This is a genomic window from Bradyrhizobium sp. ARR65, assembly GCF_000472385.1.
In the GTDB taxonomy this organism is placed as follows: domain Bacteria; phylum Pseudomonadota; class Alphaproteobacteria; order Rhizobiales; family Xanthobacteraceae; genus Bradyrhizobium.
In genome coordinates this window covers 76,497-95,296 of sequence record NZ_AWZU01000030.1, presented here as the reverse complement: position 1 = coordinate 95,296, position 18,800 = coordinate 76,497, and the positions used below count along the sequence as shown (strand labels likewise).

Here is an 18,800-nt window from a genome sequence, read left to right as displayed (position 1 = left end):
CCTGACCGGTGATTCCGGTTATGAGTGCCCGTTTTTTAGCCATCAAAAATCCCGCACAATTCGTTGAAAGTCCAGCAATCTTTCGAAGCTCCGCACCGGGAAATCGGCCTCGGGCTTTGATCGAAGGACCGGATTAGTCCACGGCTCGTTGGACCCTATATCGCCCGCGAGATTGCGGGTGAAGAGGACGTCGCGCCTTCCCGATCTGAAGTCCTACCGGTGGCCGTGGCCCGATGGGCTGAGCCGGCCTTTTCGGACAATGCGTGGCCCAGTGCAAGCGGCAACTTATGTCGCGGGGCTCGCGGTCACCCCCGCCGGACGCGTCGGTTAGCCGGGCGTTTCAGCTCCAAATATGGTTGAGCAAGAGGGCCGGCACGCAGAGACGCAATTTCCGGTTCCAGGATCCTTGTGCTGGCGGCAAACGCTCACGGTTTCGCTCCCGTGACGCCGCCACCTCACAGCAACTCTTCCGCAAACAAACCGCCCGAGCGTGCGTGTCAAGTCGCCGGCGCATGTCGAGACCGCATACAGATCCCGCAAGCGGCGCTCTGGATCGATACCAAGGCGCTGACTAGTGTCGCGCCAAACAACAAGCGAGGAAATGATGTCCGGGATAGAGCAGGCGACACCGCGTCTCAAGTTGATCCAGCGTGTCGCGCTGACCATGCTGGTCGTGGCAGGCGTGGTCAATTACATCGACCGGGCAACTTTGGCCGTTGCCAACCCGCTGATCCGGGAGGAGCTCGGGTTATCCATTGCGGATATGGGTTACCTGCTCTCCGCCTTCCTTTGGGCCTACGCCTTCGCGCAGTTGCCCACCGGCGCCATGGTCGACAGGCTGGGCCCGCGAATCCTGTTGACGTTAGGTCTGAGCCTGTGGTCCCTGGCCCAGCTCCTCGGCGGTCTTGTGCAGAGCTTTGGTCAATTCTTCGGAGCCCGCGTTCTGCTCGGCCTCGGCGAGGCACCGCAATTCCCGACCGGTGCGCGGGTCGTCCGCGATTGGTTCAATCAGCGTGATCGTGGCCTCGCTACCGGCGTTTTCAACTGTGCGTCGTCGCTCGGCACGGCCATAGCCGTACCGTTGCTGACATTCCTGATGCTGACATTCGGCTGGCGGGCGATGTTCGTGATCATGGGCGTCGCCGGCTTGATCGTCGCGGCCGTGTGGTATTCGCTTTACCGCAATCCCCACGAACTTGCGCTGACCCAGCAAGAAAACAGGTACCGGACGCAAGGCGATCCGCCCGGCCAGCGAACGAAGGTGACGTTTCGCGAGTGGAAGCTGCTGTTCCGCTTCCGCACGACCTGGGGCATGGTCTTCGGCTATTTCGGTTGCATCTATTTGACCTGGATCTACACCGCCTGGCTGCCCGGCTATCTCGAGATCGAACGCCACATGAGCGTCAAATACACCGGATGGGCGGCGGCCGTTCCATTTGCCTGCGGAGTCATCGGTGGCGTGTTCGGCGGATACATCGCCGACATGTTGGTGCGCCGGGGTGTCGCGCCGCTCAAGAGCCGCAGCTATCCGGCCGCCATCGCTCTGCTCGGAACTGCCGCCTGCACCGTCGCCGCAGCCTATGTCAGTAGCAATGCGCTGGCGATCGCGTTCATCTCGCTTTCCCTGTTTCTGGTCTACGTCACGAGCACCTGCGCCTGGGCTTTGAGTTCGGTCGCGGTCCCGACCAACTGCACGGCTTCGATCGGGGCTGTGCAAAATTTCGGCGGCTATCTCGGAGGTGCGCTGGCGCCTACCGTCACGGGGCTGATCGCGCAGAAGACGGGATCCTTCGTGCCGGCGCTCGTCGTCGGCGCGCTGATTGGGGTTGTCTCGGCAGGCTGCTATCTCTTTGCTGTCGATCGACCGATCACGGCGTCGGATATGGACGCGATGTCTGATCCGCAGATGCATCCTCTAAAAGTCGGCGCGAGCCCCACGGAATAAATCCACACCCGTCGCCGAACTGGGCGACTCGAGACAACGCGCGCGTACAACATCCGTCGGTCATTGCGGCCGCAAGCGAAACAATCCAGACGCTTCTCCGCGGATCCCGTCTTAACCGATGATCCCGCGCGTGGTCAGACTGTCGATCACCTTCTCGGCGAGGCGTTCTGGCGAGTCTCCGACGGTTTGGAGATAAACCTCCGCCGCCAGCGGCGGTTCATAGGGTGCGTCGATGCCGGTGAAGTTCTTGATCTTGCCGGACTTTGCCTTCGAATAGAGCCCCTTGGGATCGCGCCGCACGCACTCCTCGATTGGCGTATCCACGAAGACCTCGATGAACTCGCCGTCGCCGACCAGGTTGCGCACCATGTCGCGTTCAGCCTTGTAGGGGGAGATGAACGAGCAGATCACGATCAGGCCGCTGTCGACCATCAACTTTGCCACCTCGCCGACGCGGCGAATGTTCTCGACGCGATCGGCTTCCGTAAAGCCGAGGTCCCGATTGAGCCCGTGCCTGACGTTGTCGCCGTCCAGCAGCATCGTGTGATGCGATCGTGCGAACAGCTTCTGGTCAACCATGTTGGCAATGGTCGACTTGCCGGCGCCCGAGAGCCCGGTGAACCAGATGATGCACGGCTTTTGGTGCTTCAGCGCGGCGCGCTCCTGTTTGCCGACCGTGAGCGGTTGCCAAGCGATGTTCGTGGCGCGCCGCAAGGGAAATGCGATCATTCCCGCGCCGACCGTGCGGTTGGTGTAGCGGTCGATGATGATGAACGATCCGGTGCGCCGGTTCGCCTCATAGGCATCGAAGCTGGCGGGCAGGGCGGTGGCGATGTTGCAGAAGCCGATTTCGTTGAGGCCCAGGGTTCGGGCTGCCAGATGTTCCCTGGTGTTGACGTCGATCTTGTATTTGATCGCGGTGATGCCGCCGGTTGGGATCAACTGGGTGCCGACCCGGAGCGCGTATGACCGGCCGGGAACGAGGGCCTCCTGATCCATCCAGATGACATGGGCCGCGAATTGATCGGCCACCTCCGGGCGCTCCGTGGGCCTCGCCAGCATATCGCCCCGGCTGATGTCGATCTCGTCTTCCAGCGTGATCGTCACTGCGTCGCCAGCCTCCGCGCTCGCGACATCGCCATCATAGGTCACGATCCGTTTGACCCGCGAGGTCCGGCCCGAGGCTGCCACCACGATGTCGTCGCCCAGCGCAACGTTGCCGGAGGCGACAGTGCCGGCGTAACCGCGGAAGTCCAGGTTGGGGCGGTTCACCCATTGCACCGGAAAACGGAACGGCAGGCCGCCCACCTCGGACTGGATATCGACGCGCTCGAGATAATCCAGCAGACATGGGCCGTGATACCATTCCGTGTTGCCGGACCGGTCGATGATGTTGTCGCCATATCGCGCGGAGATCGGAACGGGCACGATCGAGGTGAAGCCCAGCGTGGAGGCGAAAGCCACGTAGTCGCCGACGATGCGGTCGAACACCTCCTTGCGGTAGTCGACCAGGTCGATCTTGTTCACCGCCAGCACGACGTGGCGGATGCCGAGCAGCGAGCAGATGAAGGAGTGGCGCTTGGTCTGGACCAGCACGCCCTTGCGGGCATCGATCAGGATGATCGCGAGTTGCGCATTGGAAGCGCCGGTGGCCATGTTGCGGGTGTATTGCTCATGGCCCGGCGTGTCCGCCACCATGAAGGAGCGCCGTGGCGTGGTGAAAAAGCGGTACGCCACGTCGATGGTGATGCCTTGCTCGCGCTCCGCCTCGAGCCCGTCGACCAGGAGGGCAAAATCGATGTCGCTGCCGGTCGTCCCGTGCTTTGTGCTGTCGCGCGCCAACGCCTGGAGCTGATCCTCATAGATCATCTTGCTGTCATGCAGCAGCCGGCCGATCAGTGTCGACTTGCCGTCGTCGACCGAGCCGCAGGTGATGAAACGTAGCTGATCCTTGCTTTCGGGCGCGCCCAGCCCCTGCATGGTGGCCGTATCCATCAGAAGTAGCCTTCCCGCTTCTTTTTCTCCATCGAGGCCGCTTCATCGCTGTCGATCAGCCGTCCCTGGCGTTCCGAGACTTTCGCGACCTGCATCTCCGCGACGATCTCCTCGATAGTCGCAGCCTCGGAATCGATAGCGCCGCTGAGCGGGTAGCAGCCGAGCGTCCGGAAACGGATCATCCTCGGTTCGGGCGTCTCGCCCGGTTCGAGTGGAAGGCGCTCATCATCGACCATGATCAACGTGCCGTTTCGGCGCACCACGGGACGCTGTTTCGCGAAATAGAGCGGGACGACCGGGATTTTCTCCAGCATGATGTATTCCCAGACATCGAGCTCCGTCCAATTCGACAGCGCAAACACGCGCATGGTTTCGCCCTGCCTGATCCGGGTGTTGAACAGATTCCAAAGCTCCGGCCTTTGGTTGCGCGGATCCCAGATGTGTCCAGGCGAGCGGAAGGAAAAAATGCGCTCCTTGGCGCGGCTTTTCTCCTCGTCGCGGCGTGCGCCGCCGAACGCCGCATCGAAGCCGTAGAGGTCGAGCGCCTGCTTGAGCGCATCCGTCTTCATGACCTGCGTGTGCAGGGAAGACCCCGATGTGATCGGATTGATGCCGCGCTCAATCCCTTCCTTGTTGATGTGCACGATGAGATCGACCCCGAGCCGCTTGGCGGTCTGGTCACGGAAGGTGATCATCTCGCGAAACTTCCAGGTCGTATCGACATGGAGGAGCGGGAAGGGCAGTTTGGCCGGATAGAACGCCTTCACCGCAAGATGCAGCATCACGCTGGAATCCTTGCCGATGGAATAGAGCATCACCGGCTTTTTGAACTCGGCCGCCACCTCGCGCATGATCTCGATCGACTCCGCTTCCAGGCGCCGCAAATGCCGCGGCAGCGTACGGTTTGCCGGTTTGACCATGGATTGAAAATCAGTTTGAGCCGTAGCGTTCATATCGAAGTTTCCGGGGCTGCCCCCCACGCGATGAAATTGCCATTCCGGTAACCCGGCTTGCCGTAGGTCATCGGATGGCCGGCGAGATCCGTGACGCAGCCGCCGGCGGCCAGCAGAACAGCGTGGCCCGCCGCCGTATCCCATTCCATGGTCGGGCCCATGCGAGGATAAACGTCGGCTTCGCCTTCGGCGATGACACAGAATTTGAGCGACGAACCGGAGGGCCGCAGATCGGCGATCGGGTGTTGCGCGATCCATTCCTTGGTCTGGGCGTCGAGATGCGAGCGGCTGACGACGGCCCGCCATCCCTCAGGCGGCGCGTTGCGGACGCAAATAGGATGCATTTTGCTGAAGGTGACGCTGTTCGCGTCCAGCCTCGTGTCGAGCTTGTAGGCTTCGGCGCCGCCGATATAGAGCTGATGCAGGGCCGGCGCGTAGACCGCGCCCGCAACGGGCGTTCCACGCTCGATCAGCGCGATATTGACCGTGAACTCGGACCTGCCTTGGATGAACTCCTTGGTCCCGTCGAGCGGGTCGACCAGGACAAACCGCTCGGCACTGGTCTGTTGGCCGCTTGTGCAGGTCTCTTCAGTGACCACGGGCAGGTTGGGCAGGTTCTGCTCGAGGCAATGACGGATGACCTCGTCGGCCTCGAGATCGGCGGCCGTAACAGGCGAGCCGTCCGCCTTGTAATCGGGGCGGTCGATATTGGCCCAAGCCTTCATGATGACCTTGCCGGCGCTCACGGTGATCAAGCCAAACAAGCGTGCGAGTTTGTCCAGCTCGTGCAAATTGCATCTCTCGCTCAAGGGGCGCTCCGCATTGATCGGATCGAGCCGGCTGACTGATCCTCGGCGCCTGGCCCTATAGCCCGGCTGCAGAATCGCGGCCACAGGCCTCCGGCGATCTCGATAGCGGGGTAATATAGTAGTTCCTTGAAGCAATTCCTACGAATCTCTCTCGGGGCGCGTCGCTAGGCTCCATCAAGCCAAGCTGCATCGAAGAGGCTTCAAGCACGGAGAAACGTTCTGCGCCAGCGCTCTCGCCCGTTCGTTGCGTTCAGGAAGGCCCGGCGGCCCCTACGATTTTCCAGCCGCTGTTTCGAATTTTCCACCAGGGCTGCGCCGGATAGGAGAACTTTATGCGCGGAGCGCGCGCAACGCGCGTTTCTTTGCTTTTTGCAGATCCTGCCCTCGAACTAAAAATATTCGCGCGAAGGCGGCGCGGCGCGGCGGCCAGATGGCGCGCACGCGCCCGGAAGCACCTATTCAGCGGCTTCGGACAGAGGAGGCGCCTCGGGGAGAGGCTGGATCTGGCGCGGCCGCCCCATCAGCACCGGCTGGAAGAGAACCGCCGCCGCCATGGTGCACACCAGCGCGAGCGCCATCATTTTGCCCATGCTCGACATGCCCGGATAGCTCGACACCCACATGCTGCCGAACGCGACCGCATTGGTCATGGCGCTGAACACCACGGCGCGCGTCAGCGTCGATTGCAACAGTCCGGTTTTGCCTGCGCGCCAGGCCATGATGTAGTAGATCTTGAAGGCGACGCCGACGCCGAGCAGCAGCGGCAGCGCGACGATATTCGCGAAATTGAGCGGCAGGCCCCACAGGACGGAAATTTGCAATGTCACTGCGCCGGCGAGAACCAGCGGGACGAGCGTGAGCAGGACGTCGGTGATGTGCCGCAAGGCAATGATCAGCAGGATCGTGATCGCGACCAGCGCCAGGATCCCCGCCTCGATGAACGCCGTGGTGACCGTTCGCCCCGATTCGTAATAGCTCACCGCAGCTCCCGCCGCCGACGGTTCGGTCTGCAGAACGGCGGAGGCGAATTTCCGCAGCACATTGATGTCGTTCGGATCGCCCTTCGGCAACGCCTCGACGCGGGCGCGCCCGTCGGGCAAAAGCCATCCACGGACCAGATCCTGCGGCAGACTCTGGATCGTGATCATTTGCGGAGAGAGGCTCTTACGGAGCCGGTCCAGATCGTAATTCAAGGACGGAATGATCGCGGTCTCGGCCTTCCGGCGGACATCCGCATTTGCCTCGGCGAGGCGGTTGAGCAGGGTGGCGACTTCGCGCGCGTCCTCGGCGAGGCGGTTGAGCAGGGTGGCGACTTCGCGCGCGTCCTCGGCTGGCTGGCCGGTGGCGCCGGCGGCTGCCTTGGAGAGCGCCTCCGCAGCACCGCGGATCGCCGCGACATTATCCTGATCACTCGGTGCGGGCTTTCGTCCCCGTGGATTCAAGGCCGGGCCGAGCGCCTGCGCGGCTGTGCGCAAGGCTGCGATCTTCTGGTCTTGGTCGGCCGGAATGAAGCTGTCGAGCGTCAACGCTTGCGAGACTTCGGGAACCGCTGCGAGCCGCTTGGCAATCGTGTCGGCTTGCGCGAGCGACGGCGCCAGGACCTCGGCGTCATTGCCGCTGGTCTGCGGCTCGGATTGCAATTGCCGGTAAGTCACGACGGATGGCGAGTCCGGATTCTGCAGGTTGACCGGGTTGAAGTCGAACTGAAGATGGAACAACAGCGGGATGCCCGCCAGCACGACGAGAAAGGTCGCCGCTATCACGGCGATGCGGTGGCGCTGCAGGAAATCATCAGCGGGGGCAAGGCTTGTAAAGCCGACGGGAGCGGCTTCGCCCGGCGGATTGAGCGCCATCAGCATCGCCGGCACCAGCGTAATGCTGCAGATAAAAGCAATCAGCATGCCGCATCCGGCGATCAATCCCAACTCCGAAAGGCCGCGATAGCTCGTCGGCAGAAAGGCGAAGAAGCCGACCGCGGTCGCTGCGGCGGCGAGCGCAAGCGGCTTTCCGGCTTTGTGCGCCGCGCTGCACAGCGCTTGCCGCAGGTTGCCAAGCTCGTACCTTTCCGTGCGATAGCGTACGCTGAATTGAATCCCGAAGTCGACGCCCAGACCGACGAACAGCACAAAGAATGCGATCGAGATCAGGTTGAAGGAGCCGACCATCGCAAGGCCGAGTGCGGCGGTTGCCGCCAGCCCGACGATCAGGCTGAAGAACACCGAAGCGATCAGCTTGAAGGAACGCAAAGCGAGCCACAGCACGATCAAGACCCCGAGCACGGCGGTCAGGGTGTCGCGCAACGCACTGTTGCGGATCACGGAGAACTGATCGTCGTTCATCGGCACCTGGCCGGTGAGGCTCACTGTGGCGCCAAGATTCTCCTTCAGCTTGAGATCGGCAGCGGCCTGGTGGATGCCCTCGGCTGCGGCGCGGCCCGGCTGCAGAGCGGCAAAATCGAGTTTGGGCGCGATCTCGACAAAATGTCGACGCTGATGGACGGGCAGGGCGTGACCCTGCAGGAGCTCCTGCCAGGAAAAGAAAGCCGGCCTGCCCGCGAGCACGTCGTTCAATGTGTTCTTGGCGAGCGAAAGCGGCCACGCCAGTTGCTCCAGTTTCAGTCTGCCGGCCTGGACGCCTTGTGCTGCGGAGGAGAGCACGTCCATGACGCCGCGCAGGCTGGGATCGGCGGCAACCACCGCCACGAAAGGCTGCGCATGGCTCAACCCCTCGGCGGTGCGTTTCACATCGGACAGCGAGCCGAACAGCAACCCGTTGCGCTCGAAGAAATCGCCGCTGTCCGGTCGCGCGACCTGACGAAACAGGTCAGGATTCTTGGCAAGGGCCTGCGCCAGTTGATCGGCGGCGAGGTCCGCATTTTCGGCGGTCGGCGCCGTGACCACCGCCGAGATCCCCCTCTGCGGAAAGGCCTGCGTGAGCTGCGTCTGACGTTGGTGCCAGGGCAGGTTTGGCGCGATCAATGCCTCGATGTCAGTGTTGATGGAGAAACGCGCGAGGTCAAAGATCGTTGTTCCGAGCAGCACAACTATTCCGGCGACGATGACAATCCGCCGATGGCGCGCGCATAGATCGACTAGCCGGACAATCGCTTTGTTCATCATCGGACGCTTGAACTGCTGAAGTACCGATGTTCCACTCAAGACGAGTTATGTTCGAAGCAGGGCCGCAGCTTGAGGATGGTGCGGCTCGTGTAATAAGGCGGTCATGCGCGGAACGTTCCGCCGCTGCTGCGTCAAGCGGACACGAACCCGTGCGCCGTCGCCCACTTGGACGGGGCCGGAGAGCTCCGCGCGGGTGAATCGGAATGGAAAATTATAGGGTTACGGAGACGCGCCTGGGCGCCCCGGCTGTCCGGGCTACTTCCGACCGCCCTGCGACTGCGAGAAGCGCGACACATCCAATCCGAGATCGGCGACGGTTTGTTGATCAAGCTGGCCATTCGCTTGGATCTGCTTGCTCTGCTGGAATTGCTTGGCGGCGTTCTCGGTTTCGCGTCCCCAGCGGCCGTCCGTCGGGCCCGCACTGAAGCCGTTCTTGTCGAGCGCCTGCTGCACCTGCCGGATTTCGCCGCGGGACAGGTTGTGCGGCGAGATCTGATCGTTTTGCGCCTGCTGCTGATTGCTGTTCCCCTGGCTCTGCGCATTTTGCTGCGCGTTATTTTGCGGCTGCACTTGGCCCTGAGTTTGCGGTTGCATCTGTTTCGTTTGTGGCTGCTGCTGGTTATTCGATGCAGCGATCGCGGGCGTGCCAGTCGCGGTAGATGCGAGCAGCGCAATGGCGATCTTTCTCATGTGATCCTCGCTGGTTATGGAGTTGAACAGCCGCAATTGCTTCGGCTTTGCGGTCAACGCGCGCAAAATTTCATCGTTTCTGCGAGATCGGGTACGAAACGTGAAAACTCCGCAAGCTCGGAAGGGCCGGGCCCGCCATGGCCCCTCACATTGCGGTCATTTGCGCGTCGCAAGACTTGGGACCGGCCAGTCAATCGCCTATAATGGCCCGGGCCAACTGGGGGCGACGCCTGAGGGCCATCGATCAGCCACTCATCCGGCGTCGTGTTTGCGATTTTAGCCCGTTGGCCATTTCTGCTACGTTGATGGAGCGGAAATTGGAACAGCAACAGGGCAAAAAGCATTGCCTGCTTCGAACGCGGAAATCGAACCATTCGCGAGGAGATTGGTCATGGCGACGCACATCGTGATGGACCACAGCGGCGACACTCGTCATCACTTCGATGCAAAGGACTTCGAGGCGCTGGCGAAGGCGGAGGCACGCTTTAAAGAATTGACAGGGCGCGGGTTTACCGCCGCGGTCCGAACCGGCCCGGGCGAGGTCACGCGCATCAGGTCGTTTGATCCGGCCGCAGAAGAAACCTTATTCTTCCCGCGGCTGGTCGGCGGCTAAACGTCTCCGCCGGACCATGTCCTTGTTTCGTCGAGCCGCAACGACGGAACGCTCACGTTTCGATTGTCTGCGGGCGCTCTACCGCAAGTTCCGAGCGGAAAATACGCGCGAAGCGCGCGGGCTGCGTTTGCTGCGAGACTGGCTCTCGCCGGCGCAGCGCGCGCAGTTCGAAGCCAAAGGCTATTTCGACGTCATCGGTTCCGACAGCGGAAGAAAGTACCGGATCTATGAGGGGACGATGACCAACGTCTACGAGCTCGATGAGATCGGCCGTCCGAGGATGGGCTGGTGCTTCGTGCCCTCAGGCTATCTGGTGGCAGGCGATGTGATGCTTGCGCAAAAAATCGCGCTGGAAACAGCCGAGTCCGCCAGTCTGGCGGTCGCAAACAGGTTTCTGCCAAAGGCGGCGCAATTCCGCGTCCTGCGGTGAGCACCCGGCTCCGGCGCGGGTTCGCCTATCGTTCATACCAGCCGACGAGAATGGCTTCCGCGAGTGTGGACTTGCGGGCCTCGCGCTCGGCGTCGCGGCAGGACGCATTGCCCTCGAGCCGCAGATGGTCGGCCGAAAGGGCAAGCAGCCTGAAATGATAGTGATGGGGGCCATGGCCGCGAGGCGGACACGGCCCGCCATAGCCCGTTTTGCGAAAGTCGTTCACCGCCTGCTTCATGTTCGTCTTCTGTGCGGCGCCTTCCGCGAGTTGGGCGACGGTCGGGGCCATGTCGTAAATCGCCCAGTGATGCCATGTGCCGCCGGGCGCGTCCGGATCATCGCAAAGCAGGACAAAGCTGTGCGTGCCCTCGGGCGCGCCGGACCATTGCAGGGGCGGCGAGAGGTTCTCGCCGTCGCAGGTAAAGCGTCGTGGAATTGCCGCACCGTCGGCGAAGGCGCTTGAAACGAGCTTCATGGTTTTCTCCATGTGGCTGCAGGAGATATCGGCTCGGACTTGACGAGTTCTTCCAGTTGCAGCTCGCCGCAGTAGGCCAGCAGTAGCTCTCGTATGGTATCGTGCAATCGGATCAAAATCGATGATAGACCGATCACATACTGTACGGCTCTTCCTGTGCGGAGACGTCATGTGCGGCCGCGGCATCGACCAGGTGCTGGCACATCCCTGCAGCCCGGAAATTGACGAGGATTATCTGCGCTCCGCGGAGGCCTATGTGCTGCTGGCGGAGCGCGCGAGCGGGCCCATCCCGCGGCGCAACGGCCCGTCCTACGTCTGGGGCGCGGCGCTGGGCGAATTCGAGCGCATGCAGCCCGATGCGCGGATCATCAACCTCGAAACGGCCGTAACGCGGAGCGACGATCGCGCCGAGAAGGGGATCAACTACCGCATGAGCCCCGAGAATGCGGAATGTCTTTCAACCGCGAAGATCGATTGCTGCGTATTGGCCAACAATCATGTGCTCGATTGGGGACCCGGCGGCCTGAATGAGACACTTGCGACATTGGAAGGGCTCGAGATCAGCACAGCGGGCGCGGGCCACAATGCGCGGGAAGCCGGCTCGCCTGCGGTGCTCGAGCTCGCCGAGACGCGACTGCTGATCTTTTCATTCGGATCGCCCTCGAGCGGCGTCCCCTATGACTGGGCCGCCACGGACCACGCCGCCGGCGTCAACGTGCTCGGTGATCTGTCCGAGGCGAGCGCATCGGAGATTGCCGGCCAGATCGCGGCAATCAGAAAGCCGGGCGACCTCGTCGTGGTTTCGATCCATTGGGGATCCAATTGGGGCTACCACGTTTCCCATGAGCAGAGGATCTTCGCGCGCGCGCTGATCGACAAGGCCGGCGTATCAGTCGTTCACGGTCATTCGTCGCATCATCCGCGCGCCATCGAGATCTATCGCGATCGCCTCATTCTGTATGGGTGCGGCGACTTTCTCAACGACTACGAAGGCATCGGCGGGTACGAGCGCTACCGCGACGATCTGGTGCTGATGTATTTCGCGGATCTGGAAACGGCCGATGGACGGCTCCGTGCGCTCACGCTTGCTCCCCTGCAGATCAGGAATTTCCGCCTCTGCATTCCCTCAGGTTCGGACATAGCCTGGCTCCAGCAGACGCTCGATCGGGAGTGCCGGCGCTTCGCCACGCAGGTTGCGCTGAGAGCCGATCGTCAGCTCGAGGTAACGCCAGTGGCGGCAACGGCCTGAGAGTAACCGAAACCGATGCGTGCTTGTCTATTTGCCGCGGCCGTGAAAGCGTCGAGCTTGTCGTTCGAGCTGAATTGAAACCGCCTGCCGTACAAACGGAAGGCTTACCCCCGATGTCGCCGTCGCAGCCTTTTTCGGGCGGAGAATTTTACCGTCCAATTACCGTATTCATCGCCAAAACTACCCGCTATATGAAGAAGCGCTGATCATTTCCTACGTTCGTTACGCTCCGGAAGACATAGTCGACCGGCTGACGTTCAATTTGATTGGTGAGTGAGTTCTTGGGCAACCAACGGCAGATTTTTGTCCTCGAGGTGGACGGCAGGCCGACGCTGGCCTTCGAGGCCGCTAGCGTCGACGAGGCGGCCGAGATTTCGCGTGATGCGGATCTCAGAGCCGATCTTTGCGCCCTGACCTCAGTGGGCCTTCCGATCTGCACCGCCACGTCCACCCTGGCGCCCCGGCCGGCGGGCCGCGATGAGATCGCCGCATTCGAACGAGCCATTCATTTAGCCCCGGCCTCGGACGAGCCGACGATGGCTTTTCTGATCCAGGTTGACGGGCTCGTGGTCGTCTCCATGGACCCGGAGTGAGTTGCGCAGCGCGCGCCACCCGGCAGCGGGCAATCCATCACCGGGGCTGATCGCGTGCTGGCGGGGTATGGACGGCCCGTTGGTTCATCGCCGAGAACAAGCGCTTTGAGCGAAACGCAGCAACGCAGTGATGTGCCTGTCCGCTCAAGGCAAAAGGCAAGCCGATCCGGTCCGGCGCTTGCCCGCAGGCGTCGTGCGCCGGCGGGTGACCGATCAGCGCGTAAAACTCTGGGCGTTTCCGGCGTCGACGTTGATGATGTTGCCGGTCGATTTAGCCGACGAGTCCGAGGCTAGGAAATATACGGCTTCCGCGACATCCTCTGGAAACACCGAGCGCTTTAGCATCGAACGTTTGCGATAGTGTTCTTCCAGCTCGTCCGGGTGCATCGAATAGGCCGCAGCACGCTGCTCTCGCCATTCGCCGGTCCATATCTTGGAGCCGCGCAGCACCGCATCGGGGTTCACCGTGTTCACCCGGATCTGATGCTCCGCACCTTCGAGCGCAAGGCAGCGGGCGAGGTGGATCTCGGCCGCCTTCGCCGTACAGTAGGCGGCGGCATTGGGTGAGGCGGCAAGCCCGTTCTTCGATGCAATGAAGACGATATTGCCGCCGAGTTGCTGTTGCATGAAATAGCGGAACGCCTCGCGCGAGACGAGAAAGTAGCCTTTCGCCAGGATATCGAGATTGCGGTTCCACGTGGAAAGCTGGGTATCCACGATCGAGGCGGACGACGAGATGCCGGCATTGGAAACCAGGATGTCGATGCCGCCGAACTCAACCGCGCAGTCGACGAAGGCGGCGGCGACGTCGCTTTCCTCTGTGACGTCGAGCTTCACCGGCCGCACACAGTCCCTGCCGAAGGCGGCGCCGAGCTCCTCATTGGTCTTTGCGAGCGAGGCCGCGTCGATATCGGCGATGACGACGCATGCGCCTTCACGCAGCAGCCGCGTAGCGGCCGCGCTGCCGATGCCGCCGGCGCCGCCGGTGACGAGCGCGATGCGTCCTGCCAGCGATTTCGGCTTCGGCATGCGCTGCAGCTTCGCTTCCTCGAGCGACCAGTATTCGATGTCGAAGGCTTCCTGCTCGGGCAGGCCGACATAGGACGAAACGGCCGAGGCACCGCGCATGACATTGATCGCATTCACGTAGAACTCGCCGGAAACGCGTGCCGTCGTCTTGTCGGCGGCGAAGGTGAACATGCCTACGCCGGGCATCAGATAGACCACAGGGTTCGGGTCGCGCATGGCTGGCGATGCCGAGCGTTTGCTGCGGTCGTAATAAGCCCGATAGTCCGCGCGATAGGCATCGATCACACCGGACAGGCGGGCAAGCACGGCGTCGACATCAGGCTTGGCAGGGTCGAACTCGATCACCAGCGGCCGAATCTTTGTGCGCAGGAAATGATCGGGACACGATGTGCCGAGGGCCGCCAGCGGCCGCAGATCGTTCGAGTTGACGAACTCCAGCACAGGTGGGGAATCGTCAAAATGGCCGAGCTTGTAGCTTCCGGCCGAAATCAACCCGCGAATCTTCGGCATCAATCTGGCGGCAATGGCCCGCCGCTGCTCGGTGGGCAGCGATTTGACCGCAGCTCCACCGAAGACCGACTTACTCTTGGTTTCAGCCTCGAGCCATTGGATCGCTCTGTTGATCGTCGCGATGGTCGTCTCGTAGCATTGCTTTGGCGTGTCGCCCCAGGTGAACAGCCCGTGACTTTCGAGCACGACGCCGTTGGCTTCGGGGTTCTCTTGGCAGAATTTTTCGAGCCAGAGGCCAAGCTCGAAGCCTGGCCGTCTCCATGGCAGCCAGCCGATCCGGTCGCCGAAGATCTTCTGCGTGAGTATCCTCGAGTCCTTCGCCGCCGCGATCGCGATGATCGCGTCGGGATGCATGTGGTCGACGAAGGGCTTTGGCACGAGGGCGTGCAAAGGCGTATCGATGGAAGCCGCTCGAGGATTGAGATTGAAAGTGCAGTGCGGCAGGTAGCCGACCATCTCGTCTTCGTGCGCCGGCCCGCGGTAGAGGCGCTTCAGCGCGCGCAGCTTGTCCATGTAAAGGGTGGCGAACCCGTTGAGCTTGATCGTGGCGCTGTCGCCGCCGGAGCCTTTCACCCAAAGGACCTCGACCTGCTCGCCGGTCAGCGGATCTGTCTGCCAGATCTTGGACGAGGTGTTGCCGCCGCCATAGTTGGTGACGCGTTTGTCGGAGCCGAGGATGTTGGAGCGATATACCAGCCGCTCGGGTTCGCTCATCCCTGTCGCCTTGGCGTCGTCCCAAAGGTTCGCGAGCCGGGCTGCAGCGTGTGCGTCTGACATGGAATTCTCCTATGCGGCACCGACGGTGGGGCGCGATCCATTCACGGTCGCCAACGATAAAAGTCAATCATAAAAAGATGTAATATGACCATCTTGCACCGCACATGATCGCGTTCGATCAAAATGTGCTTGCGCTCTGCTCTATCGTGCGTAAGTTAGATCAAGGCGCTGAAGCGCGCCGGGAGGAAATCATTGAACGATTTGGTCCGTCAGCGGCTGATCGTAGAACTGCTGCGCGATCGCCCGTTCGCGTCGGTGCGCGAATTGCAGGAGCGCCTTGGCGTTTCGGCAGCGACTGTCCGGCGCGATATCGACAAGATCGACGAGCTAGGCAGCGCGCGTAAGGTCTACGGCGGTGTTTCGGCACTCGACGTGGCATCGAAAGCGGGCACGGCCTTTGCGCGTCCTTACGACGAGAACCGCGACCTGGCGGTGGAAGCCAAAAGGCAGATCGCCGAACTCGCGGCCACCATGGTGCAAGACGGCGAAGCGGTGATCGTCAATGGCGGCTCGACCTGTTTCCACCTCGGCGTGAAGCTCGCTGACCGTAACATCCGGCTGTTCACCAATTCCATGCCGCTGGCCGGCTATCTTGGCGACCACGGGCGCTGCAGCCTGACAGTTGCCGGGGGCGATCTGCACCGTGAGCCGAGGGTGATTTATTCGCCGCATCATCCGCCGCAGTTCTATGCGTCGAAATATTTCGTCGGCGCCCAGGGCATTGCCGCCGAGGGCCTTCTGGAATCGCACCCGCTGATGGTGCGTTCGATCATCGAGCTCAGTCAGAACGCCGACCAGATCATCGTGCTGGCCGACAGCCGGAAATTCTCGATCCATGCGCGCAATGTCTCGCTGCCGCTGTCACGCGTCGGCACGGTGATTACGGATGAGGCGCTGAGCGACGCCGCCGCCCGCATGCTGGAGAACGCCGGGGTCAACGTGCGCATCGCGCGGGCGACAGGACAGGACGCCTGACATGCTCAGCGCCAAGCCGACACCCATGCTGGACATGCGCGATATCAGCAAGACGTTCGGCCCGGTGCAGGCGCTCAAGAGCGTTTCCCTGACCGTATTTCCCGGCGAGCTGCATGCGCTGATGGGAGAGAACGGTGCTGGCAAATCGACCTTGATGAAAGTGCTGTCGGGGGCCTGCCGGCCCGATCCGGGCGGTGAGATCCTCATTGACGGAAAGCCGGTGGTAACAGGAGATCCGATCAGGGCGCGGGCGAATGGCGTCGCCGTGATCTATCAGGAACTGTCGCTGGCGCCCAACCTCACCGTCGCGCAGAACATTTTCCTAGGCAACGAGCCCCGGCGTTTCGGCATTGTGGACGCTGGCAAGATGGTGGCCCGCGCCGAGGCGATCCTCGAGCGCTTGGGCGTTTCCTTTTCGCCGCGCACCAAGGTGGCGCGGCTGTCGCTCGGCGAGCGCCAGCTCGTCGAGATTGCGCGCGCGTTGTCGACCGATGCGCGGATCATCGTGCTGGACGAGCCGACGACATCCCTCACATCGCGCGAAACCGACCGGCTGTTCGAGGTCGTTGTCGGCCTGAAGGCGCAAGGCATCGCCATCATCTACATCAGTCACCGCATGGACGAGGTGTACGAGCTCGCCGACCGCGTCAGCGTGCTCCGCGACGGCGGTTATGTCGGCACATTGGAGCGCAGCGAGCTCAGCGCCTCGGCGTTGGTGTCGATGATGGTCGGGCGCGACCTCTCGGCTTTCTACAAAAAGGAGCATCGCCCGCCCGGCGCGCGCCGTCCGGTCGCCCTGACGGTCCGTGGCATGTCCGACGGCGTGCTGGTGCGGGACTGTTCCTTCGATTTGCATGAAGGCGAGGTTCTCGCGCTTTCGGGGCTTGTTGGCTCGGGCCGCACGGAGCTGGCGCGGCTAATCTTCGGCGCTGATCGCAAGACGGCGGGTTCGTTGGAACTCGACGGCAAGCCGATCGACATTTCCTCACCCGCAGCCGCACTGAACGCGGGGATCACTTATCTGACCGAAGACCGCAAGGAGCTCGGCCTCTTTCTCGACATGTCGGTCGCAGACAATGTCAACATGGGTGTGCTGTCGCGCGATGCGAACCGGTTCGGTTGGCGCAATTATGCGGTGGGAGACAGGCGCGCCGCGCAGGCGGTGTCAAATCTGTCCATCCGTACCAAGTCGACCAAGGTGAATGTCGGATCGCTGTCCGGCGGCAACCAGCAGAAGGTGCTTCTCGCCCGCCTGTTGGAGACGAAACCGAAGATCGTCATCTTGGACGAACCGACGCGCGGCGTTGATGTCGGCGCCAAGTCCGAGATCTACCGCATCATCGACGACCTCGCCAAGAGCGGCATCGCGATCCTGATGATCTCCAGCGAACTGCCCGAAGTCGTCGGCGTCGCTGACCGGGCGCTGGTGATGCGCGACGGCGCAATCGTCGGCGAGGTGGCTGCCCGCGAATGCAAGCCGATCAGTCAAGAAGCGATCATGGAGCTTGCGACCGGAGCATCGGCAACATGAGTGATAGAGCGACGACATCGACCGCTCCGATAGCGAGTCTGCGTCAGGCGCGTTTCCAGACGGCTTTTGCCGCCTTGGGCATGCTGCCGATCCTGGTGCTGCTGGCCGTCGGCTTTCAGCTCATCAATCCGCGCTTCATGACGGATACCAACCTATTGATCGTCATGCAGCAGTCGTCGATCAACATCGTGCTGGCGGCCGGCATGACTTTTGTCATCCTCACCGGCGGAATCGATCTGTCGGTCGGCTCCGTACTGGCGGCCTCGGCCATGGTCGCCGTCATCGTCTCGCTGATGCCCGACATCGGCATGCTCGGCGTGCCGGCTGCCATTCTGGTCGGCCTCTGCTTTGGTCTCGTCAACGGGGTCCTCGTCGCTTATGTCAAGTTGCCACCCTTTATCGTCACCTTGGGCTCGCTGACGGCCGTGCGCGGCATTGCGCGCTTGCTCGGCAACGACACAACCGTCTTCAATTCCTCCTTGCCTTTCGACTTCCTGGGCAACGGAACTTTCCTCGAGATCCCCTGGCTCGTCATCATCGCGCTCTCGGTCGTCATCATCTCCTGGCTCGTGCTCACGCGCACGGTGCTCGGAACCTGGATCTATGCGGTCGGCGGCAACGCGGAGGCCGCGCGGCTCACCGGCATTAAGGTGCCGTTGGTTCTGCTCTTCGTCTACGGTGTCTCCGGCCTGCTGGCAGGTCTCGGTGGCGCGTTGTCGGCGGCCCGACTCTATGCCGCAAACGGACTTCAGCTCGGCCAGTCCTATGAACTCGACGCCATCGCGGCCGTGATTCTCGGCGGCACCAGCTTTGTCGGCGGCGTCGGCTCGATCTGGGGCACGCTTGTCGGCGGTCTGATCATTGCTGTGCTGTCCAACGGACTCATCCTCGCCGGTATCTCCGACATCTGGCAGTACATTATCAAAGGATTGGTCATCATCGTTGCGGTCGCCCTCGACCGCTATCGCCTCCAGGCGGGAGCGCGGACATGATCGACCTCAATGCGCCGGCTAATGCCTGCTTTGCAACTTCGTTGCATTCGTGGCGAGCTCTGTACGGACTTGCGAAGCGATCAGCACTGGTCAGGTTTTACACAACGCACCGCGA

Annotated in this window: 15 protein-coding genes and 1 pseudogene; 9 read left to right on the top strand and 7 right to left on the bottom strand. The window is 62.2% G+C overall.

Going from position 1 to position 18,800, the window contains the following annotated elements; translation table 11 throughout:
- Positions 1–604: 604 nt before the first annotated feature.
- A complete protein-coding gene (locus F758_RS0127880) occupies positions 605–1,945 on the top strand; it encodes an MFS transporter (RefSeq protein ID WP_024510977.1) in 1,341 nt (446 codons plus the stop codon).
- A 111-nt stretch (positions 1,946–2,056) separates the two neighbouring features.
- On the opposite strand, the gene cysN is transcribed toward F758_RS0127880, so the two are convergent.
- From cysN to F758_RS0127855, 5 genes are all read right to left on the bottom strand, one after another.
- Positions 2,057–3,940: a sulfate adenylyltransferase subunit CysN gene (gene cysN, locus F758_RS0127875; protein ID WP_024510976.1), complete on the bottom strand. Its 1,884-nt coding sequence runs from the start codon at positions 3,938–3,940 to the stop codon at positions 2,057–2,059.
- The gene (gene cysD / locus F758_RS0127870; RefSeq protein ID WP_024510975.1) at positions 3,940–4,860 is read right to left on the bottom strand and encodes a sulfate adenylyltransferase subunit CysD; all 921 of its coding nucleotides are present in this window, start codon (positions 4,858–4,860) and stop codon (positions 3,940–3,942) included. Before cysD ends, cysN begins: the two co-directional genes overlap by 1 nt.
- 29 nt (positions 4,861–4,889) lie before the next feature.
- Positions 4,890–5,702, bottom strand: a complete 813-nt coding sequence (cysQ, locus tag F758_RS0127865; RefSeq protein WP_035723287.1) for a 3'(2'),5'-bisphosphate nucleotidase CysQ — start codon at positions 5,700–5,702, stop codon at positions 4,890–4,892.
- Positions 5,703–6,157: 455 nt separating this feature from the next.
- Positions 6,158–8,821, bottom strand: a complete 2,664-nt coding sequence (gene hpnN, locus F758_RS0127860; protein ID WP_024510973.1) for a hopanoid transporter HpnN — start codon at positions 8,819–8,821, stop codon at positions 6,158–6,160.
- Between the two features lie 255 nt (positions 8,822–9,076).
- Positions 9,077–9,511 carry a peptidoglycan-binding domain-containing protein gene (locus F758_RS0127855; protein ID WP_157450182.1) on the bottom strand — a complete coding sequence of 145 codons (435 nt, stop codon included), beginning with the start codon at positions 9,509–9,511 and terminating at the stop codon, positions 9,077–9,079.
- A gap of 391 nt (positions 9,512–9,902) precedes the next feature.
- Between F758_RS0127855 and F758_RS0127850 the strand changes: the two genes are divergently transcribed.
- On the top strand, positions 9,903–10,124 hold the full coding sequence (locus tag F758_RS0127850; RefSeq protein WP_024510971.1) for a hypothetical protein: 222 nt from the start codon (positions 9,903–9,905) through the stop codon (positions 10,122–10,124).
- 16 nt (positions 10,125–10,140) lie between these two features.
- Positions 10,141–10,554: a hypothetical protein gene (locus F758_RS0127845; protein WP_024510970.1), complete on the top strand. Its 414-nt coding sequence runs from the start codon at positions 10,141–10,143 to the stop codon at positions 10,552–10,554.
- 25 nt (positions 10,555–10,579) lie between these two features.
- Here the strand turns inward: F758_RS0127845 and F758_RS0127840 are convergent, their stop codons facing one another.
- A complete protein-coding gene (locus tag F758_RS0127840; protein WP_024510969.1) occupies positions 10,580–11,029 on the bottom strand; it encodes a YbhB/YbcL family Raf kinase inhibitor-like protein in 450 nt (149 codons plus the stop codon).
- 121 nt (positions 11,030–11,150) lie between these two features.
- On the opposite strand from F758_RS0127840, the gene F758_RS0127835 reads away from it, so the two are divergent.
- Entirely contained in the window at positions 11,151–12,278 is a 1,128-nt protein-coding gene (locus tag F758_RS0127835; RefSeq protein WP_024510968.1) for a CapA family protein, read from the top strand.
- 281 nt (positions 12,279–12,559) lie between these two features.
- Entirely contained in the window at positions 12,560–12,871 is a 312-nt protein-coding gene (locus F758_RS0127830; protein WP_024510967.1) for a hypothetical protein, read from the top strand.
- A gap of 213 nt (positions 12,872–13,084) precedes the next feature.
- Here F758_RS0127830 and F758_RS0127825 read toward each other — a convergent pair whose 3' ends face one another.
- Complete coding sequence (locus tag F758_RS0127825) at positions 13,085–15,187, bottom strand: bifunctional rhamnulose-1-phosphate aldolase/short-chain dehydrogenase (protein WP_024510966.1); 2,103 nt, start codon at positions 15,185–15,187, stop codon at positions 13,085–13,087.
- Positions 15,188–15,379: 192 nt separating this feature from the next.
- Here F758_RS0127825 and F758_RS0127820 point away from each other — a divergent pair, with 192 nt between their 5' ends.
- The 4 genes and pseudogenes from F758_RS0127820 to F758_RS0127810 all read left to right on the top strand — a co-directional run bounded on the left by F758_RS0127820 (position 15,380) and on the right by F758_RS0127810 (position 18,685).
- Positions 15,380–16,162: a DeoR/GlpR family DNA-binding transcription regulator gene (locus F758_RS0127820; protein WP_024510965.1), complete on the top strand. Its 783-nt coding sequence runs from the start codon at positions 15,380–15,382 to the stop codon at positions 16,160–16,162.
- Positions 16,163–16,247: 85 nt separating this feature from the next.
- Positions 16,248–16,676 (top strand): annotated as a pseudogene (locus F758_RS53385) (ATP-binding cassette domain-containing protein); the annotation flags it as partial.
- Positions 16,677–16,778: 102 nt separating this feature from the next.
- Positions 16,779–17,693, top strand: coding sequence for a sugar ABC transporter ATP-binding protein (locus F758_RS53380; RefSeq protein WP_502689184.1), 915 nt, complete (start codon positions 16,779–16,781; stop codon positions 17,691–17,693).
- Entirely contained in the window at positions 17,690–18,685 is a 996-nt protein-coding gene (locus F758_RS0127810; RefSeq protein WP_024510963.1) for an ABC transporter permease subunit, read from the top strand. Before F758_RS53380 ends, F758_RS0127810 begins: the two co-directional genes overlap by 4 nt.
- The last annotated feature ends 115 nt before the right edge of the window (positions 18,686–18,800 follow it).

Bases quoted from the DNA above. Each gene is read 5' to 3' on its own strand.
- F758_RS0127825 (WP_024510966.1), bottom strand. From the start codon at position 15,187: ATGTCAGACGCACACGCTGCAGCCCGGCTCGCGAACCTTTGGGACGAC.
- F758_RS0127840 (WP_024510969.1), bottom strand. From the start codon at position 11,029: ATGAAGCTCGTTTCAAGCGCCTTCGCCGACGGTGCGGCAATTCCACGA.
- F758_RS0127855 (WP_157450182.1), bottom strand. From the start codon at position 9,511: ATGAGAAAGATCGCCATTGCGCTGCTCGCATCTACCGCGACTGGCACG.
- F758_RS0127850 (WP_024510971.1), top strand. From the start codon at position 9,903: ATGGCGACGCACATCGTGATGGACCACAGCGGCGACACTCGTCATCAC.
- F758_RS0127835 (WP_024510968.1), top strand. From the start codon at position 11,151: ATGATAGACCGATCACATACTGTACGGCTCTTCCTGTGCGGAGACGTC.
- F758_RS0127845 (WP_024510970.1), top strand. From the start codon at position 10,141: ATGTCCTTGTTTCGTCGAGCCGCAACGACGGAACGCTCACGTTTCGAT.
- hpnN (WP_024510973.1), bottom strand. From the start codon at position 8,821: ATGATGAACAAAGCGATTGTCCGGCTAGTCGATCTATGCGCGCGCCAT.
- cysN (WP_024510976.1), bottom strand. From the start codon at position 3,940: ATGGATACGGCCACCATGCAGGGGCTGGGCGCGCCCGAAAGCAAGGAT.
- F758_RS0127880 (WP_024510977.1), top strand. From the start codon at position 605: ATGTCCGGGATAGAGCAGGCGACACCGCGTCTCAAGTTGATCCAGCGT.
- F758_RS53380 (WP_502689184.1), top strand. From the start codon at position 16,779: ATGGACGAGGTGTACGAGCTCGCCGACCGCGTCAGCGTGCTCCGCGAC.
- cysD (WP_024510975.1), bottom strand. From the start codon at position 4,860: ATGGTCAAACCGGCAAACCGTACGCTGCCGCGGCATTTGCGGCGCCTG.
- F758_RS0127810 (WP_024510963.1), top strand. From the start codon at position 17,690: ATGAGTGATAGAGCGACGACATCGACCGCTCCGATAGCGAGTCTGCGT.